The organism is Clostridium massiliamazoniense (assembly GCF_001403635.1).
Lineage (GTDB): Bacteria > Bacillota > Clostridia > Clostridiales > Clostridiaceae > Sarcina > Sarcina massiliamazoniense.
On sequence record NZ_LN879467.1, the window covers coordinates 305186 to 332168 of the forward strand.

At 26.5% G+C, this 26983-nt stretch carries 21 protein-coding genes and 1 pseudogene; 10 read left to right on the forward strand and 12 right to left on the reverse strand.

The window, feature by feature from the left end:
* Positions 1-2064 (reverse strand): efflux RND transporter permease subunit, encoded by a 2064-nt coding sequence (locus tag ARA19_RS05375; protein WP_055069941.1) that lies wholly within the window; start codon positions 2062-2064, stop codon positions 1-3.
* A 488-nt stretch (positions 2065-2552) separates the two neighbouring features.
* On the opposite strand from ARA19_RS05375, the gene ARA19_RS05380 reads away from it, so the two are divergent.
* On the forward strand, positions 2553-3563 hold the full coding sequence (locus ARA19_RS05380) for an SH3 domain-containing protein (RefSeq protein ID WP_055069942.1): 1011 nt from the start codon (positions 2553-2555) through the stop codon (positions 3561-3563).
* A gap of 113 nt (positions 3564-3676) precedes the next feature.
* Here the strand turns inward: ARA19_RS05380 and deoC are convergent, their stop codons facing one another.
* Complete coding sequence (gene deoC / locus ARA19_RS05385; protein WP_055069943.1) at positions 3677-4411, reverse strand: deoxyribose-phosphate aldolase; 735 nt, start codon at positions 4409-4411, stop codon at positions 3677-3679.
* 146 nt (positions 4412-4557) lie between these two features.
* Here deoC and ARA19_RS17965 point away from each other — a divergent pair, with 146 nt between their 5' ends.
* The 6 genes and pseudogenes from ARA19_RS17965 to ARA19_RS18355 all read left to right on the forward strand — a co-directional run bounded on the left by ARA19_RS17965 (position 4558) and on the right by ARA19_RS18355 (position 8154).
* Positions 4558-4698 (forward strand): hypothetical protein, encoded by a 141-nt coding sequence (locus ARA19_RS17965; protein ID WP_242862396.1) that lies wholly within the window; start codon positions 4558-4560, stop codon positions 4696-4698.
* Positions 4699-5241: 543 nt separating this feature from the next.
* A complete protein-coding gene (locus tag ARA19_RS18180) occupies positions 5242-5430 on the forward strand; it encodes a hypothetical protein (RefSeq protein WP_055069945.1) in 189 nt (62 codons plus the stop codon).
* Positions 5431-5695: 265 nt separating this feature from the next.
* A complete protein-coding gene (locus tag ARA19_RS05400) occupies positions 5696-6580 on the forward strand; it encodes a MurR/RpiR family transcriptional regulator (RefSeq protein ID WP_242862397.1) in 885 nt (294 codons plus the stop codon).
* A 268-nt stretch (positions 6581-6848) separates the two neighbouring features.
* Positions 6849-6986, forward strand: a pseudogene (locus tag ARA19_RS18300) (transposase); the annotation flags it as partial.
* A gap of 446 nt (positions 6987-7432) precedes the next feature.
* Positions 7433-7987, forward strand: coding sequence for a transposase (locus tag ARA19_RS05405; protein WP_341382004.1), 555 nt, complete (start codon positions 7433-7435; stop codon positions 7985-7987).
* 17 nt (positions 7988-8004) lie between these two features.
* Positions 8005-8154, forward strand: coding sequence for a transposase (locus ARA19_RS18355; protein ID WP_084764269.1), 150 nt, complete (start codon positions 8005-8007; stop codon positions 8152-8154).
* A 436-nt stretch (positions 8155-8590) separates the two neighbouring features.
* Here ARA19_RS18355 and ARA19_RS17860 read toward each other — a convergent pair whose 3' ends face one another.
* A complete protein-coding gene (locus tag ARA19_RS17860) occupies positions 8591-8767 on the reverse strand; it encodes a hypothetical protein (protein ID WP_157452228.1) in 177 nt (58 codons plus the stop codon).
* A 184-nt stretch (positions 8768-8951) separates the two neighbouring features.
* Between ARA19_RS17860 and ARA19_RS05415 the strand changes: the two genes are divergently transcribed.
* Entirely contained in the window at positions 8952-10580 is a 1629-nt protein-coding gene (locus ARA19_RS05415) for a GxGYxYP domain-containing protein (RefSeq protein WP_055069949.1), read from the forward strand.
* Positions 10581-10899: 319 nt separating this feature from the next.
* Here ARA19_RS05415 and ARA19_RS05420 read toward each other — a convergent pair whose 3' ends face one another.
* From ARA19_RS05420 to ARA19_RS05440, 5 genes are all read right to left on the reverse strand, one after another.
* The gene (locus ARA19_RS05420) at positions 10900-11469 is read right to left on the reverse strand and encodes a histidine phosphatase family protein (RefSeq protein WP_055069950.1); all 570 of its coding nucleotides are present in this window, start codon (positions 11467-11469) and stop codon (positions 10900-10902) included.
* A gap of 279 nt (positions 11470-11748) precedes the next feature.
* Entirely contained in the window at positions 11749-12492 is a 744-nt protein-coding gene (locus ARA19_RS05425) for an acyl-[acyl-carrier-protein] thioesterase (RefSeq protein WP_055069951.1), read from the reverse strand.
* A gap of 184 nt (positions 12493-12676) precedes the next feature.
* Positions 12677-13687, reverse strand: coding sequence for an inorganic phosphate transporter (locus ARA19_RS05430; RefSeq protein ID WP_055069952.1), 1011 nt, complete (start codon positions 13685-13687; stop codon positions 12677-12679).
* 426 nt (positions 13688-14113) lie between these two features.
* A complete protein-coding gene (locus ARA19_RS05435; RefSeq protein WP_055069953.1) occupies positions 14114-14983 on the reverse strand; it encodes a DMT family transporter in 870 nt (289 codons plus the stop codon).
* Positions 14984-15069: 86 nt separating this feature from the next.
* Positions 15070-15741 carry an HD domain-containing protein gene (locus ARA19_RS05440; RefSeq protein WP_055069954.1) on the reverse strand — a complete coding sequence of 224 codons (672 nt, stop codon included), beginning with the start codon at positions 15739-15741 and terminating at the stop codon, positions 15070-15072.
* Between the two features lie 358 nt (positions 15742-16099).
* Between ARA19_RS05440 and ARA19_RS05445 the strand changes: the two genes are divergently transcribed.
* Positions 16100-17521, forward strand: coding sequence for a restriction endonuclease (locus ARA19_RS05445; RefSeq protein WP_055069955.1), 1422 nt, complete (start codon positions 16100-16102; stop codon positions 17519-17521).
* 165 nt (positions 17522-17686) lie between these two features.
* On the opposite strand, the gene ARA19_RS05450 is transcribed toward ARA19_RS05445, so the two are convergent.
* From ARA19_RS05450 to ARA19_RS05460, 3 genes are all read right to left on the reverse strand, one after another.
* A complete protein-coding gene (locus tag ARA19_RS05450; protein WP_055069956.1) occupies positions 17687-18103 on the reverse strand; it encodes a flavodoxin in 417 nt (138 codons plus the stop codon).
* 129 nt (positions 18104-18232) lie between these two features.
* Positions 18233-19306: a DUF4179 domain-containing protein gene (locus tag ARA19_RS05455; protein ID WP_055069957.1), complete on the reverse strand. Its 1074-nt coding sequence runs from the start codon at positions 19304-19306 to the stop codon at positions 18233-18235.
* On the reverse strand, positions 19307-19867 hold the full coding sequence (locus ARA19_RS05460) for a sigma-70 family RNA polymerase sigma factor (protein WP_055069958.1): 561 nt from the start codon (positions 19865-19867) through the stop codon (positions 19307-19309).
* Positions 19868-20421: 554 nt separating this feature from the next.
* On the opposite strand from ARA19_RS05460, the gene ARA19_RS05465 reads away from it, so the two are divergent.
* Positions 20422-21336, forward strand: coding sequence for a hypothetical protein (locus tag ARA19_RS05465; protein ID WP_055069959.1), 915 nt, complete (start codon positions 20422-20424; stop codon positions 21334-21336).
* 217 nt (positions 21337-21553) lie between these two features.
* Here ARA19_RS05465 and ARA19_RS05470 read toward each other — a convergent pair whose 3' ends face one another.
* A complete protein-coding gene (locus ARA19_RS05470) occupies positions 21554-26935 on the reverse strand; it encodes an FIVAR domain-containing protein (RefSeq protein WP_055069960.1) in 5382 nt (1793 codons plus the stop codon).
* Positions 26936-26983: the final 48 nt, after the last annotated feature.

Here is a 26983-nt window from a genome sequence, read left to right on the forward strand (position 1 = left end):
CTATTCCCCCTTATAAAATGAAGTTTTTAAAGTTGTTTTTTCGATTATTTTATCGCATATTACAAGTAACATAGGTAAAAAGAATAAGACTAATATAGCTGATAAAACAGCTCCTCTCCCTAGTAACATTCCAATTTCTGCGATTACTCCATTAGTTGAAATTTTTCCTAAAATAAATCCAGCACTTGTCAATATAGAAGCTGATGTTAATATAGATCCTGTAGTATCCATAATTGTCTGCTTAGCTGCATTAATTTTGCTTAAACTCTCTCTGTTCTCTATATATCTATTGGCTAGTAGTATTCCATAATCTACTGTAGCTCCTAATTGAACAGAACTTATGACCATAAAACCTATATAAGCTATGCTAACCCCTTCAATATAAGGGAATGATAAATTTATCCATATAGAAGATTCTATAGTTAAAAGTAATAAAATTGGTAAAGATAAAGACTTATAGGTTAATAAAATTATTAAACCTATAGCTAAAATTGATGCTATATTGATTATCTTATTATCTGATATAACGACATTTTTCATATCATAAACACTAGAACTTGCTCCTGCTAAATATGCGTCTTTACCATAATATTTTTCTCCTAACGCCCTAATTTTTTCAACAATTTCAAAGGCAATATCACTTTCTTCTTCCATATTTAAGTCTAAAAGAATTCTACTATAGCCTTTAGAAACAAGAAGCTTTAAAGTGCTCTCTGGTACAAACTCCTCTGGTATTTCAGTTCCTACAGTCTCGGCATAAGCTGTTATTGAAGAAACCTTATCTAAAGATTTTAATTCTTCTACAAGTTCTTTTTCCTTCGCTGGATCATTAGATGGTATAAGCAATACCAATTGATTTGACTTTCCGAATAGTTTATTTATTTTAGCTTCTTCTCTACCAGCTTCTGTATCTTCTCCACTGGTCATAGATGACGCTCCATAGGTAAATTTATTGTTTCCTTGTGCCATATAGGTAGGTATTATTATAATAGCAATTATAATTAACACTGGTTTCCCAACTTTAAGTATTACTTTACTTAATCCACTAAAGGATGGTAAAAATGATCTATGCTTAGTTTTATCAATAATTTTATAGGTATATACAGTGAGAACTGGCAATAAGCACATTACTGATAATAAACTAAATATAATCCCCTTAGACAATACTAGTCCCATATCAGGACCTATTTTAAATCTCATAAGCATAAGAGCTAAAAATCCTAACATAGTAGTAAGTCCACTAGCAAATATTGAACTAAATGATTTTTTCATAGCTTCTAACATCGCCTCTTTTACATCAAGCCCTTCTTCTCTAAACTCAGAGAACCTGTGAAGTAAAAATATTGAATAATCCATAGAAACTGCTAATTGTAAAACCGCTGCTGTAGCCTTAGTTACAAAGGATATTTCCCCTAAAAATATATTTGTTCCAGAATTTATTAATATTGATATTCCTATAGTAAGCATAAATAATATTGGTTCAAAATAAGAGCTTGTACTTATAATAAGTATTAAAAATATTATAGGGATTACTATAGCCATTACCTTTGCAATTTCCTTAAGAGTAGTTGATTGAGCATATTCTATAGTTGCTGCTGATCCAGACATAGAACCTTTATCTCCTATAATATCCCTTATAGTATTTAGAGGCGTTGATAAATCACCTTCATCCACAAGAACAGTAAATAAGGCATTTCCATCCTTATACCATCCTTCAATATCACTCTTATTGATAAACTTCTCTGGTTGCTTTATATCAACACTATCATCAAGCCAAGTTACCTCTTTTACACCTTTTACCTTTTCTATTTTTTCTTTATAAGAAAGAGCTTCAGGAATAGATACATTTTCAACAAGAACCCTTACATTGGGTGGTTTCTTATCAAAAGCTTCATCCATTATATTTATAGCCTTAGTAGAACTCGAATCCTCTGGTAAATAATCCAAAATGTTATAATTAATATTTACAGCTGACATCGAAAAGATACTAATTATAGATAATCCTAAAAAAATTGTTAAAATAATTTTTTTATACTTTAATATTTTCTCTGCAAACCAATTCATAATTTCCCCCATTAAAACTAATATGAAAAGTTAATAACTTAATTTAAACATACCATTATAGTAAAAACTTTTTCTTAACTTCAAAATAAGTATAAAACTTAAAAATTAAAATTTAACAGGTTAAATATTAAAAATTATTAAGAAGAAATCTACAAAAAATTATTCTATAAACTTTATTATTATTTTGCAATTATGTTATTATTTTTCTATTGCAAATATAATTTTTTAAAGTTAATTATAAAAATAATAATATCGATATAATAAAAGATTTTTTATTAAATTTTGATTTTCATAAAAATTTTTAATATCTATTTTTTTCTAATTAATTAATAATATATTCACATCATTTACAGTATATCTTTAATATTCTTCAATATATTACCATAAAAATTTTCAAATAAATCAGCTGCATATATTTTGCAAATTGATTATGTTATGCTAATATTCATCTTGTTAAATAAAATACAATCACTAAGGAGATTAATATCATGAAAAAAATTCAACTATCAAGTCTAATATTAGGGCTAGGATTAATAGGAAGCATGGGATTAGGAGTAGTTCATACACAAACATCTTCAACTGCTACTAATGTAAAAAATGTAAGATTATTAGTTAATTCTAGACATGCTTGCGTAATTAATGGAAATGGAGATTTATCTTTAACTAACGCAAATGGACAAGTAATTGGATATGTTTCAGTGGGAGAAATGTTAACTTTAGGACAAAGCTCTAATGAAAAAACATTTGTTACAGTTCAAGAAACAGGTGAAACAGGATACTTAGCAAATTCCAATATAAAAAATATTACAAGTGCTGTAGGAGAAAACCTTGTAAAAACAAATAGAAAAGGATCTGTAATTAATGTTTCAACAATTCTCCATGTTAGAGCTAATGCAACTATGGATTCTCAAGTTTTAACTAATTTAACTAACAACACTAATCTAACTATTACAGGGAAAATAGGAAACTGGTATCAAGTAAATGTTAATGGTGTTAAAGGTTATATATTTGATGAATATATTGCAGAAAGTTCAATTAATCAAAATAATACTATAACAAATTCTAATAAAATAAAAGAAACATCAACATCTAAAGAAAATAAAACAGTTTCAAACAATACAGATATTTTAAATAATAATAATAATAATAATAATAATAATTCAACTATACAAAAATCTAATTCTTCTCACAAGAAGACAACACAATCTAATACAATAAAAGCACAACATAAAAGTGTAACTGACACTTCTAAAAAAGCTTCTAGCAACACCAATAATAATTCAAATACTATAGAGGGTAATGGTATTGTAAAAAAATTAGGAACTGGCTACTATCATGCTAAACTTCATAGTGCTCCATCATCATCTTCTAGTGGATATGACCTTACACCTGGAACACAAGTTCAAATTCTAGGAGAAGTTAATGAATTTTATCATGTAAGATTAACTAATGGAGACCTTGGTTACATCTACGCACCTTATGTAGAACGTACTAATTAATAAACGTAGAACCGTACTATAAATAAGTGCGATTTTTACTAAAATTGGATAATTAAATATTATATAAAGTTCCTCAACGCAATAAAAAATTTAATGTTGAGGAATCTTTATTATTAGTAAGTATCTTTATTAGTTAATTCTTTATTTGAGATACCTAAAACTATTGGAGTTGATTTATATCCAATTCCCATACGGTCAATTCCCATGTCAATTAATTTTAAAAAGTGTTCTTGTGTTCTTATTGCACCAGACCCCTTTACCTTACAACGTCCTTTAGCAGTATCCATCATTATCTGAATTATTTCTGGTGTTGCTCCTTTTCCTTCGAAACCAGTTAGGAAGCCAGTTGATGTTTTAATGAAGTCAGCGCCTGCTGAAATTGCTGCTTCAGTAGCATTTTTTACTTGCTCAACATTTAATGCATCTGTTTCAAAAATAACTTTAACGATAACATTATATCTATGACATACATCTACAACTGCTTTAATGTCTTCTTTAACTTTATCCCAAAGTCCACTTCTAATCCACCCATAATTAGCAACTATATCTAATTCTTCAATACCATAAGAGCAACATTCTTCAGCTTGAATAACTTTGGATTTTGTAGTTGATGTACCAAATGGGAAATCACAAACTACACATATACCTGTTTTTGTACCTTTTGTTAACTCTTTTGCTATTTCAATTGATGATGGGTTTATACAAACAGTTTTGCATTTGTAGTCTATACCCTCTTGAATATATTTTTTTATTTCTTCTTGGGTAAATTCAGGTTTTAAAACCGATTGGTCAATATAAGAACCTAATTCTTCTAGTGTCATTTCAATAGCTTTTTTTGTTGGTTTCATATTTCATTATAGTGTTTAATTTTAAATTTAGTATTTATAAAATTAAAAAAAATACTATTTAAACACCCTCCTTTGATTTAAATTCTATTGTAGTTTTACTACTTTGTCAATAATTATTTGTAGAAAAACTATTTAAGGAGGATTTTATGTTAAGAAATATTCTTGTAAGGCAATCAGCTGGACTAACTAATGTAATTAATGCTAGTCTATATGGAATCATTAAAGAAAGTAAAAGAAATTCGGAAAAGTTTAATAAATTATACGGAATGGTAAATAGGATAGAGTGATTTTTAAAAGATAATATTATTGATTTTGAAAAATACATACCAGAAATTGAATATTTAAAAATGACTCCTGCTGCTTTTCTTGGGTCTTGTAGATATAAATTACTGGATAATTTTAATGATAATATATATATAAAATTATTTTCAAAATTAAAAAAAATGAATATAAAATATGTACTGTACATAGGTGGAAATGATTCTATGGATACAGTACATAAATTATTTCAATATTCAATACTTAATTGGTGAACGTATTTCTTTTATTGGTACTCCAAAAACGATAGATAATGATTTAGTAATCACAGACCATACACCAGAATTTAGAAGAGAGCAAAATATGTTGCTACATCTGTAAGAGAGATTTCATTAGATTCTGAAGTTTATAATACTCAATCTGTAATTATTATAGAAATTATAGGAATGTATACTGGATGGCTTACAGCTAGCACTGTACGTTCAAGAAAATATAAATCTGATAATCCAAAGTTGATTTATTTTATATAAATACCCTTTAATGTTAAAAATATAGCATAATTGGAAGAAAAGTTGAAAGAAGATAAAAATATAGTTGTTTGTGTTTCAGAAAATATAAGAGATAATAATGGGAAATTTATTTGTGAATATAATGGTAGTTTAAATAAAGATATATTTAGTCATAAAAATTTGACTGTATATGCTAAATACTTAGAAACTATAATAAAAGATAGATTAAAAATAAAAACTCGTTCTAGTTGATGTGAAGTGTGTTTGTAATCATAAAAAGCTATTTCCAAAAGATTGGATAACGATAAATGGTACCGATATACATAGTGATTTTCTTAAATATATAAATCCTTTAATTGAAGGAGAACTAGATAAAAAATGAAAAATGGACTACCGATATTTTGTTATAGAAAATAAATTATTTTATATTTATATAAAAAATAATACCAACCATAATTTTTGTAGTTTTACTATTGAATAATGAGATATAATTAATAAAACTATTAAAATTAAGGATGTGTATAATTTGGAAAATAATGAATCATATGAACAAAAAATAAAGAATGTATATAATATTTTAAGTCCTTCAGAGAAAAAAGTTGCAGATTTTGTTTTGTCAAATGGTTATTCTATATCAACGATGTCATTAAATAAATTATCTATAGAGATAAGATTAAGTGAACCGACTATTATTCGATTTGTAAAAAAAATAGGATTTACTGGATATAGTGAATTTAAAATGAATTTAATGAAAGAATGGGGTAAAGAATCTGTATCAGAAAAAGGTGAACGTAATGTGTTAGTAGACTTGCATATTGATAAAAATGAAAAATTAGAAGATATACCACAAAAGATGATAGGAATTACAATAAAAGCATTAGAGGATACCTTAAAATTGATTAACTTTAAAAAATATAGAGAAGCAATTGAGTTAATATCTAATGCTAATATCATAGATGTATATGGAGTGGGGAATTCGGGAAGTATAGCAAGTGATATAATGAATAAATTAATTCGTATAGGATTAAATTGCAGGTCATATCCAGATAATCATGTACAACAAATTTATGCAAGTCACTTAACTGAGAAAGATGTTGCAATTGCAATATCTCATTCTGGAAATACCATAGATACAGTCAATGTATTAAAAATTGCAAAAGAATCTGGTGCCAAGACAATTGCACTAACAAATTTTAGGGCTGCGGCTATTTCTAAATATGCAGATATTATTTTTTATACTGGAGATACAGAAACAACATTTTATAGTGAAACAATGGTTTCACGTATATCACAATTAGCGATTGTAGATATGCTTTATATGGGAATATTATTAAATAATTTTGATTCATCTATAAAGCGACTTGAAAAAGTAAATACATTGGTAAAAGAAAAAAATTATTAAATTATAGTTAAAATATCCAATTATTGATTATAAAAAGTAAATATAGTTATCTATAATAAAAAAGAAATGTATATTATAAATTTGAAGACAATCCCCTTTTTGCGTTTAACCGACTTTTTATAGATTTTGTTTAAAATATAATTATGCAAAAAACAAACAAAACCTATGATATAAATTTAACCATAAATACAGAAAATATTCTAGATAAAAATTGTATGGTGAGAACGCTAAATTGCTCTATTAATAATTCAAAAATAAGAAATTAAGTAATATCTACAAAAAAGGGAGAAATCCAGCGGTAGAACCACTTACTATGCTAAAAATAATAGTTTATGCTTACATGAAAGGAATATATTCTAGTAGAAAAATAGAAGATGCGTGTAAACGAAATTTAGATTTTATTTAGTTATTAAAAAATTTAAAACCACTTACACGAAATACAATATGCAGATTTATAAAAAAGATTTCTCTACTTATAAAGAAAATACTTAGTAAGTTTATTAATTTCTTTCATCTATTGATTAAATTAACTTTAAAAATATCTTCATTGATGACACTAAAATAGAAGTATATGCTAATAAATATTCCTTTGTATGGAGAAAAACGATAGAGAAATCTAAGGAAAAATTACAAGAAAAGATAAAAAATTATTTTTTACTTTATGGAGTTTCGGTTAACGATGATTATTTATATTGCCTATCAATTTTTGAAAAATATTTAAAATAAAAGATAAGTAATGAAGCTATAAAATTTGTTTATGGCAAGGGAAAAAGAAAATCACCGGTTCAACGAGAATATGAAATAATAACTGAATATATAGAAAAACTTGAAAGGTATTGCACTTATGAAAAAATCTTAGGAAAAAGAAATAGTTTTTCTAAAACAGATACTGAAGCCACATTTATGAGAATGAAAGAAAATCACATGTTAAATGGGCAATTAAAACCGGCTTACAATATACAAATAGGAATTGCTTCTAGATATATAGTAAATTTTATGGCTTCTCAAGAAAGAACAGATGTTAATACGTTAATTCCATCTTTAGAAGATACATCTAAATATCATAAATATAAAAATATAGTTGCCAATGCAGGTTATGAAAGTTTAAAAAATTATAGATATCTAAATAAAAATGGCTATAAGTCATATATTAAACCTAGTAATTATGAAATAAGGAAAAAAAATTATAAAACTAAAATAGGCAATATTGATAATATGACTTATAGCTCTAAAGGTAATAAATACATATGTCCTAATAATGTAACTTTAAATTATAAATATACGGGGAACCGCAAGAATAAAAGTGTTTTTGAATATCCTGTAGATGTTTATGAAGCAGAAGATTGTAGCAATTGTGAATTTAAATCATTATGTAAAAAACTAATAGAAATAAAACTATTCAAGTAAATAAAGAATTTCAATTAATGAGAAAAGTATCAAATGAAGACATAAAATCTGAATATGGTATTAAACTTAGGACAAACAGATCAATCCAAGTTGAGTGTGTATTTGAATTAATAAAAGAAAGTAGAAAGTTTAGAAGATTTTCATATAGAGGATTAAAAAACGTTTAAACGCAATTTTTATTAATTTCATTAGCACATAATATACTCAATTATATTAGCAAAAGAGAAACAGGTAGATTAAAAAAGCACTTATTTTAATACTCTTCTATATTTATCCAAAGGTATCTTTGATACCTTTATTTGTCGTGCATAAAAATCAGCTGAAGTAAAAGAACCGCCTCACAATACTAAATTATGGCATTGTAAGACATCCCCTTCTTCTTCTATGTTAAGAAATGTTGGATTGAAGATATTGAATTTAGATATTATATAGAGATAGGCTTATCATTTATAACTACTCACCTACGTAAAGAAGTTCTTTAAATAATAAAAGCACTTGAAAAATAAGGTGCTATATTATTTTTCGTTGTAGTGCCTATTTGTGAATGATATAATACGAATATAGAAAGGTAAAATTTTGAATTAACGGAGGTTATACAAATGTTTAAAAATAAAAAATTTTGCGGGGTATTATATTAGCTGTATTGTTAATTTGTACAGTATTTATAGTGTATTCTATTGTAACAAATCCCTTAGGTAAACATAATAGTATCTTTTCACTGGCTGTTGCAGCAGGTTTTATTGTACTTGATGCTGATAATGAAAAAAAGAATAACATCATTAATTCATTAAAGTAAATCTGAGTTTTACAATTTCATCCTCACATTTTCAAAGCAGTTAGTCATTTCGATTGGTATACTGAAATTCTCTACATTAAGACATGAGATACGTATAGAAAATTTGAATATAAATACTTAACATAGCTAATCCTATTTATTAATTATATTTATAGGATGTGTGTACAAATGAAAAAATATATTAAACTCTCTATTATTATTTTCTTAATACCAATACTTTTTTTCTTATTTAAGGAATATTCTTTTGCTGATAGTTCATGTAATTTTGAAAATAATCTGCAAAGCTCTAGTTCTTATATTAAAAATTCCTTAATTCCCAAAAAACTATATGTTATTTCAGACAGCAATATGACCAAAGCAGAACAATCAATGATTGCTACTCTTCAGGGCATAGTAGCTAGTAAATCCCATGACCAAATTTATATTCTTAGTGATTCAGAACCAGATTATAAAATATGGCTTGAAGATTTAAAATATAATTACAATGTAAAATATAAAGTAATAAAAGACCCTTGGAAATTATTAAAGAAATTCAATTCTTATGTAGATGGATATGTATTATACTCTACCTTTAATCCCCCATCTATAAATAACGCTTGTACCCTTGCTTCTTTAAAAAATTCTTTAGCTATAGATGAAGCTATAGAGTATAAAGTAAAAGAATGTGGAATAAAAACCTTAATTGAGGATTGTAGAAGTACAGATAAATATTGGGCTTTTAAAAATCTTTGGAACTCAGGATTAAATCACTCAACAGTTATAGAAATTTCTCCTGATAAATTCATGGCTCTAAGAGATTATGCTATAACATCTAAATCTTTAGTTTTTTATGAAGATGAAGTAAATAATCCCTCTTTAAGAGAATCAATTTTTAAATCTATGGATGAAAATGGACATTGTCTAGGCTGGGGACCTGATGAACATACCAATGTAACAATAGCTTCCACTTATGGTGTTGATATGGTTGCTGCTGATTGGTCTTATAATCTTTCTGTATTAAGCTCTTTTCCTTCTTTACCACAACAACAAAAAAGAAATAATGACTATAAAGGTGAAAATGGAGTCCATTATGTTACATTTATTATGTCTGATGGTGATAATCAACAATGGATGCTCGGTAGTAATTACAATTCTAAAAACTACTTCGGTTCTCCTTACAGAAGTACTTTTAACTTAGGTTGGTCCATAAATCAAGCTATTTATTACTTAGCTCCAACAGTATTTAATAGATATTATCAAAGTGCTAGTTCCTCTAAATATTTTGATAACTTTGTCACTGCTCCTTCTGGAAATGGATATATGTATCCTAGTAAATTTCCTTTAAATAAATTAAATAGTTATACTTCTATACTAAATGATTATATGAAAAAAGTTGATCAAAATTATGTTCTTATATTAGATGATGAAGCTCTAGATAATATAAATCTTTGGGATAAATATACTTGTCATAATAATATAAAAGGCTTACTTTATCTTAATTACGAAAAAAACAATAGCTATAAAGGAAAAATAGTTTGGTCTAATAATAAGCCTGTGGTATCTTGTCGTGATTTACTTTGGTGGGGATTAGAAAGTGAAAATGACCTTATTCAGAATATTAATGAAAGAATTAAACTAGGCTATACAGATATAAAAGACCCTAATTCCTATAGTTTTGTTTATGTTCATGTTTGGAGCAATACTATGGATAATGTTAATGATGCCATAAGAAAGCTAAATGAAAATCCTCAAGTTAGAATTGTAACTCCAGACACCTTCATGGAATTGATTAATGATAATGTATCTCACAATAATTAAAAAGATAATATATCAAAGCATTCTTTAAAATTATATTATTAGTATCTTTATATGCCTCACGCCTCTAGATAACTTTGACTAAACATTCAGATGGAGTCAGAACTCTACCTGAATTAAGTGCATTTACAAAAATACAAACTCTAAATAGATTCTCCTCTATATGATTTAGTAAAGCAAAATGGGATGTATCTATAAATTTCATACATCCCATTTCTTTAAATAATATTTCTCTCAATTAATTTTCTACTATTCCCTTTGTTATTTAATGGATTTTCCCATTATACAAGCTTCTTCCATAGCTTTTGTACCACAAATTTCACTAAAATTCAAGTCTAATGACCTCAACTAATTTAAAACTTTTATCCATATACTCATATTTAAAAATAGAACAATTTCCAAAACCCTTTTCAAGTTCTTCTCTTGGATCTTGCCATGCTCTTAAGAAATGATAACAAGCTCCTCCATGAGATACTGCAAGTACAATATTATGATCTTCTTTATCCATTATTTCAGTACATGTTTTTACCATTCTATCTCTAACTTCATCTATAGATTCCCCTCCATGAGGTACAAAAAATGTTTCATAATCCTCTGGTCTTTTTGGATTTAAATCTTCACTTTCCCCTTCATAAGCACCAAAGTTCATTTCTTTAAGCCCTTTTAATCTTATATAAGGCTTATTTTCTGTGATTAATTCCAATGTATCACAACATCTCTCAGATGTGGAAGAATAAAAATGATCTAAATCAATATTTTTAAAATATTCTCCTACCCTTTGAGCTTGTTTTATACCATCCTCAGTTAATGGTGAATCACAAAAACCTTGTATTTTCCTCATTTTATTGAATAAAGTTTGACCATGTCTCATTAAATATAATGTTTTTTTCATAAATCCCCCTCACCCCTCTAAATTCTTTCTTCATATAAATTCTACTACTTCGAGTCAACTCTAAGTGAAGAGGTTTTATAAATTTTATAATTTATATTTTCTAGCCTTGCTTCTTTAATCAAATTTTTCACTTATAACTTATGAATCTTTCTATATCTAAAATACTAATAATGATTTAACAGATTAAAATCTTAACTTATCATAATTATACGGACTGCTCGTTCCTACTACATCAAACTTAGCAGTTATTTTCTTTAAGCTTATTTCTATAAAATATAGCTATGCTCTCCATCCAAATTCTACTTTAGTTAATAATTTATCATTATTACCAATCATTGAATGTATACTTCTTATAAGACCATTTTCCTCTTCTTTTAATTCACTTGAAACTTTTATTGTATCGCCAAAAGTTGTTTCCTTTTTAAATACTATTTTTATTTCACTAAGTTCATGGTTATTTAAAAATTCAAATGGTAATGTATCCATAGCCATTTCCATATACTTTAAGTTATTAACATGTTTATTTGAATCTATATCACTAAATCTTACAACATAATCTCTTGAATACTCTATATTCTCAACTTCTTTTATATTATCAAGTTCTATATCCTCTTCTAAATCTCCTGTTATGCCATATAGTTCATATTGCTCAGGTAATAATCTCATAGGTCTTCTTTTTTCCATATTTACTAAAAGTGCAATAGCCCTTCCTTCAGCTAAAACTTTTCCTTCTGAATTTCTTATAATATAATCTCTTACACCATAGAATTTTTTTACACCAACAACTCTATTTTCAACATTTATTACATCTTTATATTTTGGATATTCATGTATTTTTATATCGTATTTTAATAATATCCAAGCACATTGATTTATTAAACCATTTTTAGTCTCTCCTAGTGCTTCTGTTTGAGACATAACAACATCCCATAAATAATTCACTATAGTTGAAAACTTACACTTTAAATCTGAATTGACATCATAAATATTTATTTCATAATCTTTACTATATACATTGTTCATTAAAAACACACCCTTCTTAATTAATCTATATTAAACTTAACATATTTTTCATTATTTATACACTATTTAATTATTAACCACTTCTAAGAAATTTATAATTATTTATTTTACCTCATAAAATTTTTCTAATAAAAAAACCACAGAAACAATGTAAAACATTACTTCTATGGTCACGAAAACTATATTAAATTAAAAACATAAAACCTCTTACTATTTCAACAAATATATAACATAAGATTGCTGCTGCTGGAATTGTTATAATCCAAGCTAAAACTATATTTTTTGCAACACTCCAATTAACTCTCTTTATTCCATTTTGAGAACCTGCACCCATTATTGAACTTGTCATAACTTGAGTAGTACTAACTGGTGCATGCATGCTAGTTGCAATTGCTAAAACTATTGCTGAGCCTATTTGTGATACAAATCCACCCATAGGATCTATCTTTGTTACTTTATTTCCTAAAGTATGAATTATTCTCTTACCACCTACTGATGTTCCTAATCCCATAGCTGTGGCACATAGAGCTATAACCCATATCGGTACATTAAATGATGATAAAAATCCACCACTTACTAAAGACATGGTTATTATCCCCATAGACTTTTGAGCATCATTTGCTCCATGATTAAGAGCTATTAATGCTCCTGAAAGTATTTGTATTCTTCTAAAGAATAAATTTGTTTTTCTTGGTTTCACATTTTTTAAAACTACCTTTAAGATAGCTATAAATATGTATCCTAATACAAAACCAATTACTGGAGAAATAAATATCCATAAGATAAATTTATTGAATAGTACAGACCAACCTACATCTTTTAGATTATTAGACATAGCTATTCCGCCACCTACTAATGCTCCTATTATTGCACAAGTTGAACTACTAGGTACACCAAAATACCAAGTAAATAAATCCCACAATATAGCAGCTAATAATACACAAATTATTATCCATAATGGCATTTTACTACTATTAACAATTCCATGTCCAACTGTTTTTGCGACAGAAGTACTTGTAAAAGCACCAATAAAATTAAATATGGCACAAATTAAAATAGCTTTTTTAGGTGATAAAGCTCTTGTTGTTATAGAAGTTGCAACAACTGTTGCTGTATCATGAAATCCATTTGTAAAATCGAATATAAGTGCTAAAATAACTATAGCAATCATAAGTATTATTGTGCTATTCCCCATGTTTAAATACCACTCCTCTTTGAATATCTACAACCCTTTTACCGGAGTATACTGTACTTTCTAGAACATTAAACGAGATTTTCTTTTTGTTTTCATTAAACATATTTTTTGCTCAGCTCCTAAAATTTAATATATATTTTTAATATATTTTGAGTTGTATAAACTCTAATATACTACTTTTTTGCTGAATTAACTTTATTTTTATGAACTAATTTTATTATAATTATAAATTGTTACAATTTTATGTCTATTATTAATAAAATATTAACATTTTTAATTAATTAAATAATTTATTTAACTTTTTTATTAACAAAACCTCTTAACTTCAAATAGTAGTTACTTCATTATATGAAGTTAAAATTAAAAAAGCTATCTCAAAATACTAAATTATTAGTATCATGAAATAGCTCTTCTAAAAATTAAATCTTAATGTACAGCTTGTTTTCTATAAATACTTCTATCATAGAAATAAACAATAATTCCACCTATTATTATTAGGGCATAACCTATATATTGTATCTTTTGAGGTAATGCGCCAAAAACAAATAAAGAAATTATAGCTGAAAATATAACCTCAGTATATCCAAATACAGATATTTCTTTACCAGGCGCACATTTATAAGCCATAGTTGCACTTACTTCTGCACCAGCAATAGAACATCCTGATCCAAATAAAAGAAGTGCTTGGTGTAAATCAACATGCACATAATGTACCATCATTGCTGGCACTGTAAAAAATAAAGAAACCAAAGCTAAATAAAATACTATAGTTTCAGATTTTTCCTTAGCTCTAATACCACGAATTATTGTATAAGCACCACCTGATAAAGCAGCTGATACTATTGCCACTATAGTAGGTATTAAAGGCATGTCACTTCCTGGATGAACTATGAAAAATATCCCACAAAATGCTACTACTATAGCTAATATTTGTATAATATTTACTTTTTCTCTTAAGAATATAAATGAGAATATTATTATAAAGAAAATATTTAAATCTGCAAATATTGTTTCTGTTGGCAATATCATATGTTGAAGTGCATAGAATCCTGCTAAAATTCCAAGGGTACCAAAGGCTCCTCTTCCTATTAAAGCAATTCTACTTCCTTTACTTCCCCATAGTGAAGACTTGTTTTTATAAATCATAATTAAAGATACAACAAAAAGCATTATATTTCTATAAAAAACCTTTTCTCCTAAGGGAATTCCCTTTACTCCTTTCATAAATCCATTCATTGCTGCAAAGCAAAGCGCGGAGATAATAATTAATATAATTCCTTTAAATTTACTATTCAAATATCTCACTCCATTTTTTAACTATTTATCCCCCCCTGTAAATTTTAACACTAAAAGTTTACATTTTAGAAACAAATAGTTAATAATTATCGATATTCTTCAATTATTTTTTCAAATACATCTATAGTTTCATTTAAATTTACGTTATATTTTTCTTCTAATTGTTTTACTATATTTATACTTTCTTTAGCTATTTCCTTTATTTCTTTTTCACCACGCTCACCTTTTCCCATTTTGTCTGCAAAAAATAATAAAGCTATATCATGCAATTCAACATTCTTTACCATCTTTTCAAAATCACCAAAAGGCAAATTTCTAGTCATATATAATCCATGCATATGATATCCTACTAAATTTTCTACTTTATTTTTAAATTCATTATTTAAAAACTCATAGCTATCTAATAACTTAGTAACTTCACTTCTTCCATATATATCATGCTTATAAGCTACGATTCTATTTTTAATTCTTTTTGTTGCCCTCTTTTTTCCTATATCATGTAAAAATGCTGCCCACATTAAAGCCCTTTTATCCTTTGCATAATCTCTTACTATAGCAGCCCCATCAACCACTAATAAAGTATGGTTTAAAACATTACCTTCAGGATGATAAACAGGATTTTGTTCTACCTTCTCTAAATCTACAATTATCTCCAAATTACTTCCTTTAAGTTTATGAAGAATACTTTTGATATACTCTGAAGGTTTCCTATCTTCTAATAAATGTTTTTCTACGTCTTTAAATAAATTACTTTCCATAAAAAATCCCCTTGTCTTACTCTTACAAATTAATGTTCTAAATAAACTAAGACTTAACTCAGATAGAATTTTAACTCTATCTGGATTTTAGTGGTCGTTATTTAGAAACCTATGTCTGTCTACCTCTAGCTTATAAAATAATAAATTATTACATTCTCTAGACATTAAATAAATCTAATATTAAGCAAAACCTCTTAACATTAAATTTCAATTTAATTATATAATATTTTTTCCTATTCTGATTGATTTATTCTATAAATTATAAACTTTCACTAATCATCATATAAAACAAATTTTTGATTAGACCTAAACTATTACAGTATAATAGTCTTGTTAACAAAAGCTAAAGGAGACTTACATGGTTAAGTGTTATGATAAAAACATAAAAAATAAAACTTCAAAAAAAGAAGAGACAGAACTATCTCTTAATAAGAAAAAAACAAATAATGCTCTTAGTGAAATAGAAAAATATAAAAACATATTGTCAAGTTCTCTAAAAGAAAAAACTAAGTTTAATTTAAGTTCTCTAATGAGAGATTTCGAATTTGAAAGCTTTCATTTCAATCCACCTTTAAACTTAAAAGAAGAACGCCATGAGTTAAAAAAAGAAATTAAGGAATTATCTAATTCTAAAGGCTTGGACAAACTATTAGATTCTTTAAATATAAAGCATAAAAATAAACTTAATATAGCTAATAAAAAACTAGACTTAGTTGAAAATAAGATAAAAAAAGAGAAAGAAAAACAGCTTAAAACCTATAAAGTTAATAAGGCCTTAGCAAAAGAAAAAATAGATAAGCATAATAACAAGATAAATAATTTAAAATTAGGTTATGAAAGTTATAATAAAAATTCTATAAAAAGGTACTTTTCTCTTGCTCTAAAGGAACATAACTATAGCTTTAAATATAAAAAAAATTTTAAGGTTGACTTTGATAATAATAAAAAAATATTATTTATTGACTTTAAAATCTTAACTATAGATGAAATTCCCTCAATTATTGAGTATAAATATATAAAATCAAAAAAAGAAACTATACCTAAGAAGATGAATAAAAATACTTTAAAAACCTTTTATAATAATATTAAAGCTCAAATAGTTCTTGAACTTCTAAATTACATCTTCAGTTGTGATTATAAAAACACTATTTCACATATAAACCTAACACTCTTTACAAGTAGTGATGATTCAGAAAAAATAGTTGATGAAGTACTTATATCTAAAAATGAATTAAAAAAAATAAACTTAAATAAATTAACTGACAAAGATTTAGTTTCTATAGTAAATAATCTAAAGAAAAAGTCTAAAAATAAAACAATTAATAAAAAAAATTCACCAAAGAAACTTAAGAATAAATCTAAAGTGACAGATAGGAAAATAAATCTAGCTACATTAGAATGGGGAGCTTTTGAAGATTTGATTGGAAAACTATTCTCTAAAGAATTTTCTGATGAAAATTCTAAGGTTGAAGTTACTAAAAGAAGTAGAGATGGAGGCGCTGATGTTATAATAACTAGTACAGATCCCATAAGAGGTGGCAAATATATTGTACAAGTAAAAAGATATAATAAAACAGTATCTCCTACAGCTGTAAGAGATTTATATGGAACTATACAACATGAAGGAGCTCTAAAAGGAATACTAGTTACTACCAGTGATTTTGGAAAATCCTCCTTTGAATTTATAGAAAATAAACCCATCACCTTAATAAATGGCTCTATGTTACTAAACCTTTTAAAAAACTATGGTTATAATAACTATAAAATAGAACTAAGCTAAAAAATAAGACTATATCAAAACTGGAATTAATTCCATATTGATATAGTCTTATCTTCTGTGTTGTTTAATTTAGTACATAGTGAGAAGTCCTATACTTACTATGATTTATTTGTTAAAAATTTGAATATTTTAGATCTTAATAATATCCTAAAGGGGAGGGATATTCTAAGCTAATTTACTTATTTTTACTCCATAATTTATAATTTCCTCTTTATCATCAGGAGCATAATTAATCATTAATGGCTCTAATGCAACAGTAGCTCCTGTAGCTTCAGTTTCTTCTGCCCAATCTCTTATCCATTTTCCATCGCCCCATCCGTAAGATCCAAATAAAATAACTTTTTTTCCATTTAATTTAGATTTATTTTCATCAAAGAATACTCTGAATTCTCCTTCTTCTAACTCCTCATCTCCCATAGCAGGACATCCTAGAGCTATTATTGAATCACTATCTGTTATTTCTACTTTATCTGATGATATATTAAAAAGTTCTGCCTTTATATTTTCTTTACTTAGTCCTTCTGCAATTAAATTTGCAATTTCCTCTGTATTTCCTGTGCTTGTCCAATATACTATTTTCATTTCATTTACCCTCCTTATTGAAAATGATTTTCATTTTCTTTTCTATATTTATATGATAATCATTTTCAATAGATTTGTCAACTATAAAATAATATTTTTTCCTTAATTTGAAACTTTTTAAATTAAACCTTATATTAAATTAACTTCAATTGTTTTTAAAACCTCTTCCTTTCTTTCAACTAATTCAAAAGTTTCCCCTACAAAGTTCCTCTCTTCTTTCTTATTTACCTCTCTAAGTTTTTTATATGTTACAATTGGTGTTATATATAGTTTTTTACTTTCTTCTTTCACAGCACTTATAGTTTTTCTATAAGTCTTATTTAATTTATCATCACCTTCTACTCCATTATCAAGAATAATATAACTATTTCCTAAATCATCCCTTACTTCAATTTCAACCTCTATATCACTCCAATAATCCCTAGCACCTCTAGAAACTATCTGATTGTAACTTAAAAACATTGATGTTTTAGTAATCTCTAATTTACCAAAATTAATCATAATATCATCATTATTATAACTTTCAACATCTACTAATTTTCTTTCCTTAAAGTTTTTTAATTTCAATTTGAAATTCCACTTTCCTCTTATCACATCCTTGTTTAACTCTATATCAGTTACTCCCTTTATGTTTAAATCAACATCAATACTTTCTTCTTCCCCTGTGAAATTAAATAAGGAATAATTAATATGACCAACATAAGTGTTTTCATCAACTTTTTTAATTTCTGTTTGTCCTGTTCCCCCTGACTTTTCATAACCTTTCACCTTTAATTTATCTAATAAACTTATATTTTCTCCTAAATCTTTATTACTTTTAATAGTGAATGTTAAATCTATATTATGTCCATCAAAAACACCTTCATTTATGGTTATCGCTGTCCACTTATCTTCTACAGTAACTCCAATTTTGGTAGAATTATTTTTATATTGATCATAAAAGCCTTCATTCTCTTTGCTAAATACTTTAAAAATATCATCAACTATAGGAATATCCTCAGCATAACTAGATAACCCTCCTAAAAAAATCATTGAAATAATTGATGCTGCTACGGCAACACTTTTCTTTTTATTCCTTCTTTTATTTATTGTACTCTTTAGTTTCTTCTTGACTCTTCTTCTTTCTAACTCATCAACTTCTACTTCTATTAATTCATCATCATCTATATTAATTTCATTAAATACTTCATATATATCCCTCATTTAAATAACCTCCATTTTTTCCTTATAAAATTCTCTTAATTTCTTTTTTGCTCTATATATTCTGTTATCAACAGATGCTTTGGTTAATCCTAATCTCTTTCCTATATCCTCTGACTTAATCCCCAAATAAAATTTTAATATAATTATTTCTCTATCTGGTTCATCTAAATTATCTATAAGCTTTAAAATCTCCTTCCTATATTCATTTAATAAAAATTTATGTTCAATATCACTTGAATCTTTTTTATCTACTAATTCTTCTAAAACCAATTCCCTATTTCTATTTAACTTCCTATAATAATCAATTGCTTTAAATTTAGCTATAGTTCCAATCCATTTTTTAAATTCTAAATCATTCCCTATAAATTTATTCGAATTATTCCAAACAGCTATAAATACATCATTTATACATTCTTCAATATCTCCTTCATTACCTACATTAAAAAGTACTTTATATGTAATCCCTTTAACTAAAGGTACATATTTATCAACAATGAATTCTAATGCATCTTCCTTTCCTTTTTTTAGTCTCTTTATATAATTATCTTCCCTTGTCCACATACATTACTCCTTAAATTTTAATAATTAAAAACTCTTACAATATATAAAACGATATAATTTCAAATTATTCTCAAAATAATAAAAGTTTAGAATAGATAATATAATTCTTTTCTAAACTTTAAAAATATCAATATAAAAAAATTATTACGTATTAGTTACATATATATTTACCTTAATTTGCTTTACATTAAATTATTACATTTTCATTTCTTTAAACAATTAAGATTATTAGTAACCTAAGACTTCTTTTCTTAAATTTTTTTAAGACGGAATTATTACAATAAAATTTTGTATTCATACTATACACCTTATATACAATAAAAAAAAGTAATATTTGTAACTCAATTGTAAAATATTTGGTAATTTTTCTTCAAAATGATTATTAATTTTAAATTTACTTTTTTATTTCTTTTATTTTTTTAACTTATAATAACATTTTTATATTTTTTTAATTCTTTAATTATTATTTTTACATTTTTATTTCTTTGTCTCAATAAAAACTAGAAAATATAATAAAAGCAACAACTTACTAAAAACAAAGGAGATTCAAATTCATGAAAGCAAAAATAATCGGAGGGGTTTCTCTAGCAGTTGCTTTAGCTGCTACAGCTAGTGGAGCTATGATATTACATAAACCTAAAATTGTTAATTCAACTGTTTATGTAAATAGTAAAAATAATATAAAAAAGGAAAATGCTACCAATCCTGCAAAAGTAACAAAAAAAATTAAGGTAACCTTATATGTACTTAAGACTACACCTCCTGCAAATCTTACTAAAAATATTAATAAAAAAAATCCAAATTATATAGTAACTACAGCTAATGATAACTCTTCATATGCCCAATCAAATACCTTTATTCCCTTAGGTCAAGGAACTATTAAAGATATTACAACACCAGTTAATTTAGCTCCTGAAAATAGCTATTTTAAACATAATATTTTCATAAAAAAAGTTGTAGAAATTCCTGTTGGAACAAAGTTCAATATTCTTTCTGATCCTTCAAGATATTATTCAAAGGATAAAATACCTCAAGGTCTAGCTGATACAGTTGCAATTGATTACAATGGAATTAAGACATATATTCCTAAAGCTTATTTAAATATAGGCACTCTTAAAAGCAAAACAGAATTATTACAAAGTGCTTCTAAGGAAGAATTACCAAAAGTTCATTATATTGGAACTGCCAAAGTTCAAAACTTTGCTCCAGCTGGAGAAGGTATTGTTTTCAAACCTTCTATTAGTAGACAATTTAACATGGGTAGTTATTCATTAAATCTAAAACCTGGTACTACAGTTAATGTGATAAAAAAAGGTGGGGAGATTCACATAAATGAACATACTATTATTCATGGACAAAAGATTAATGGCTTCTACTATTCAACATTTGCCATTGTAGAGTATGATGGTATAATCGGTTCTATGCAATATCAAACTCTAGGACCTATTCAACCTTTACAAAATAAATAAAATATCAAGTAAAAATTCCTATTTCTACATTAATTCAACAATCTACTTTTATTAAAATTAATTAGTATAAAATATTAAAATTATATACCAAAAAGAAAAGACTACGCAAGTTATAAATAGTTAATGCTAAATTTACATTTCCTATTTATTTGCGTAGTCTATTTTATAATTAACAAAATAAGTTTATTTTAATTAATTCAAATTAATCTTTAATCACTTATTTTTTCTTTCTAAAGATAAATAATGCACTTAAAAGAGCTGCCATAGTTCCGAATATTCCTAAAGTACCACTATCAACTTTTAAACTATCACTTAGACCTGTATGAGGTAGTTGATTTATTGCTTTTTGAATGTTTTCTTGAGCATTATGAACTTCTGATGGAGTTGAATTAGGATTATTTAAGATATTCTCTCCTTCACTCACTGCTTTTTCAACATTTTTGATTGAACTCTCACTATACTTTTTATTACGTATTTCTGATTTAGCCTTAGCTATATCATTCTTTAATCCAGTTTTATTTACCTTTAATCCATTAATAGCTTTATTTATAGAATTAATTACATTATTAATCTCTGCTTTTGTTCCATTAGAATTATCTAATAGCTTTTTACCAGCATTTATTTCATTTTGTAATGACTTCACTGAATCTGGTGTATAAATTCCACTATTTATATCATTTTCACCTTGTTCTATTAACTTCTTAATCTCTGATTTATTTACTGATACTTTCTTTGTACTTGGATTATCATTATTAATAATCTTTTTAGGTTGTACTACTTTAACTGGATTCTTTTTGTTGTCTTCATTATTTACATTACTTACTTTTTTATCATTATTTACTTTATTATTTTCTTTATTTCCTGTATTTGTATCTGACTCTTTTTTATCCTTACTTACAGTATTACTTTCTTTTACTTTATTATCTTTTAATCCATTTATAGCATTGTTTATAGCTTCTACTTCTTTATTAACCTCATTTTGAGTAATATTTTTATTACTTAATAACTCTTTAGCAGAATTTATTACATTCTCTAAGTTTTCTATTGAATTAGGTGTATATTTATTATTATTTATATAACTTTCTCCTAATTTTATAGCGTTCTTAAGTTTTGAAGTATCTACATTGCTTGTCGGATTTTGCACTGGACTAACCTTAGTTTTTTCACCATTAGGTTCTGAACTTGTTGGTTTTACCTGTAATCCATTTATAGCATTTTCTAAAGCACTTGTTTCATTATTGATTTCATTTTGTGTTGCATTTAAATTTTCTAATAAAACTTTTGCTCTACTTACTTCATTTACTAAAGATTGAACAGATTGTTTTGTATACTTTCCACTATTTATAGCTTTTTCAGCAACTCCTACAAGTTTTTTAAGTTCTGAAGCATTAGCTCTATCTACTAAAGATTTAAGAGAATTATTTATTCTATTTTCAGCATTATGAACTTCTTCAGGTGTTACATTAGAATTACTTAAAACTTGTCTTCCATTTTCTAATGCTTGTTGAACAATCTTAACTGAATCAGGTGTATATTTTTCACTTCCTATTTGAGCTTCAGCTTTCGCTATATCACCTTTTAATCCTGTTTCATTTGTCTTTAAAGCACCAATTGCTGTATTAATAGCTTTAATATCATTATTAACTTCACTTTCACTTAAGTTTGGGTTAGTTAAATCACTCTTTCCAGCATTTATAGCATTCTCTAAAACATTTACAGAATTTGGTGTATAATCTCCACTATTTATAGCACTTTGTCCTTTTGCTATATCATTCTTAAGCTCTGATTCATTAACTTTTTCTACCTTCTTAGCAGGTTTATTTTCTTTTAATCCTTTAATAGCATTATTTATAACATCCACTTGATTATTTACTTCTTCTTGTGTTGCATTTGGATTATTTAATAAAGTTTTTCCTTCTTCAATTGCTTTTTCTAAAGATTCTACTGATTGAGTTGTGTACTTTTTACTATTTACATCAGTTGTTCCTTCTTTAATTGCTTTTTCTAAAGCTTCTGTATTAGCTTTCTTTACTAATCCTTCTATTGCTTTATTTATAGCATTTGCATCATTATTTACTTCACTTTGAGTAGCTTTCGGATTACTTAATAAAGCTTTTCCGTCTTTTATATCATTCTCTAAAGCTTTTACTGAATCTGGTGTATAATCTCCACTATTTATAACACTTTGTCCTTTTGCTATGTCCTTCTTAAGCTCTGATTCATTTATTTCATTTTCTTTTGGCTTAATTAAAGATAATCCATCTTTAGTTATATAAATAGTTGTTGGCTTTTTAATATCATATTGACTTATACCCTGTGGTGTCATAATTTTATTAATTGATAATTGTGATGATGCTTTATATTCTATTATGAACTTATCACCAACTTTAAAATCAACATTATTAAATGTATTAGTTAAATCACTTCCTATATATACTCCACCATTAGCGGTAAATGATTTTATAACCTGTCCATCTTTATTTTCTAAGATTAACTTAAATGCTTCTCCTGATAAATAAGGATTAACTTCACTCCATCCACCTTGTACTTGAATTTTATAATTTTCATAATTAAACTTAATAGCACCTAAAGGTTGTTTCCAAACATTATTTATAGTTAAAGTAGAATTAACTCCATATATTTGTGTAGTTTCATTAATTAAAGTTCTTGAACCTATACTATCTTTATAAATAACCTTTTCTCCAACTTGAAGATTTTCAGGCAATTTCATACTTACCTTACCATCTGCACCAACATTCTCTTTATAAGTTTTATTACCAATTGTAAGTTCAACTTGAGAACCTGATATAGCATTTAAATCAAGGGTCTTTGTGTTTGTTGTTATATCTAAAGTAGGTTTTTGCACATATTCTAACCCATATTTAGTAACAACAATATTCCATTCTTGAAGATCATCTGCAATTGTTGGTTTTAAGTTACCTTTATTCTTATTCATCTCACTATAATTCACTGCTATTTCAGTATTAGATGTAGGTGCATCAAATGTAATTATAGTACCTATTGGGAGCTTCTTTTGTTGTAGAAATTCTTTTGCCTCATTAAAATTACTATGTTGATATATATCCTCTTTAAATATTACTTTACCTTCAGGATTACTTACTTTCATATTCATGAAGTATTGATTTCCTTTAGCTTCCCAATCTGGATTTCCACCAGTTGATACAAAATTTATTGTTCCTTCTGGAGTCATACTTAATACAGCTAAAGTTCCCCCAGCACCGTTATTAGATACTACACTAAAGGATTTATTATTTTCAATGAAAGCTTTACTAAGAGATAATACTGATACATAACCTTTTGTTTTTTCAGGTGTCTCTGCATATATTTTAGCTATACTACTCTCACCTTTAGGGAATGATATAGTAAATTTACCTGCACTATTACAAGTTGTTGTATAATCTTTTCCATCATATTGAACTATAACCTTTGAATTTGGATTAACTAGCCCTTTAATAATATAACTATTATTCACCAATTGAGGAGTAAGTATTGTTACAGGCACACTCATATTTCTGTACTTATTAAAATAATCCTCTTTAGGAACTAAATTAGTCGTATTTGTTGAATTATCAATAACATATTTTATTAAGTTTTGATTTTCTATCTTATATCCCCACATTTCTAATGATGGAATTATATTTGTATGATATATTTTTGCCATAGCATAAGCTAAAAAATCTATTCCTTTATAAGGCAATGTATTGTTATACCATTCTGATCTATATAAATCATCTGTTTTAGCCATATAATCAGGAAAATATTGTTTTAATAATGTAAAATAATATAATCCTTCACTAAACTGTTGTAGATAATTAGTTGGAAAATCACCGTTAAGATATCCTTCAAATATTGGGCCTATATTTTTATCAACATCTTTTGGATTTAACCCATTATAAAGCCAACTTGTTTTTCCCTGAATTCTTAACTGAGTTTCTTGAGTATACATATTTGAATATACTTCACAATGCAAGTAACTATCAGCCCAAATTGGATCAAAAATATGTCCTACTTCATGGAACATTATCCAACCTGGAGTAGTAAGGCCTATCTTAAACATACCTGGAATAGCGCTTGTTCCTCCACTGCCAGTCCACCAACCATCTCCATTATCAGAAGTGTAAGTAGTTACATAAAAGAAGTTTGTATGAAACTTATCTAATTGACTAGTAGCATTTTGAGATAATCCATTTAACTCATTATCACTTATGAAAGCTTCATTATACCAATTTACTGTATTTTGAGCATTAAATGTAGTTGGTAATGACTCTCCTACATTAGGAATATATATTCTAACATGATCTCCTATTATAATTGCTCCATGGTCTATATTAGAAGGACTGAATATTTCTTTATTAAAGGTTGCCTCATTACTAGTTGCTTCTGAATCTATTTTGACGAATCCTCTATTATCAAAAACAGGAATAGATCTATAATATCCACTTTGAACTTTTACATTTACTTTAAAGTTAAATTTGCTAGCTTGATTTCCATCATAATCAACATTTCCAGTATCTACTATTAAGGCCCCACTTTCAGGAACATTAACAACTGTTGGCGTATTAACATTTACAGTAGTTAAGTACTGTCTTTTAACTCCATTATTAAAATAAATTGCAGCCTTTTCTTTTATATCACCTTTTATATCTATTAATACCTTTGCCTTCCCTGAAAATTGCAGTGGAATTGGTTCATAAGATGTTAATGTCATATCATCACCTTTTAAGGCTACTTTACTTGATGGTGAAAAACTCGCATACCTAAACATATTATAAGAAAATTCTTTAAGAGAATTAGAATATGCACTATATACTGTAACTGGTAGTGTCTTCATATTTCCTTTTATAACCGTTACAGTTATAGGTGTCCCTACAGTTATATCACTAGGTACTTTAAATATAAATTGCCCCTTTGAATTAGTCTTATAATCATAATCCTTACCATTTATTTTTATAGTTACTCTAGCATTAGCATATGAATTAATAGTCAATTTATTTCCTGACACACTAATACTTGGTTGATTAACCTCAAGAAGTCCATCCTTTGTTATTTTTAATACTATAGTTTTGTTTATTTCATAATTTTTCTGATTATTGAAATTGGATATACTTATCTTTGAAGAACTATTGTATTTTATTTTTATATAGTCCCCATAAGAATATTTTAAATTATTTAAGGTGTTATATAAATTTTGCTCTGGATATTCATCTCCATTTACTTGTATACTCTTTATTAATTCAGCATTGTTTTTATATAAGCTAATAGAAAAAGCATCCTTATTTTTTGCTAAATATGGATTAACCATAGTCCATCCTTTTATAAATTCTATTTCTGATGTTATTGGATTAAATTTTAAAGCACCAATATTTTCATTCCAAACGTTATTTATAGTTATAACATTATTTAAAATTTTATATACATTTGGATTTGGTGTTACCTCTATACTCTCACTTACTTCATTATGTGGAGCTACTACTATATTAGTTCCTGGCATAATTGAAGATGGTAAAGTTACCTTAAAAGCACCACTACTTCCAGATATAGTACTATAAGATTTATTTCCTACCCATAATGTAACCAAAGTATTAGGAGTGGTCTCCCCTGTTACTACTGTATTATTTCCATTATA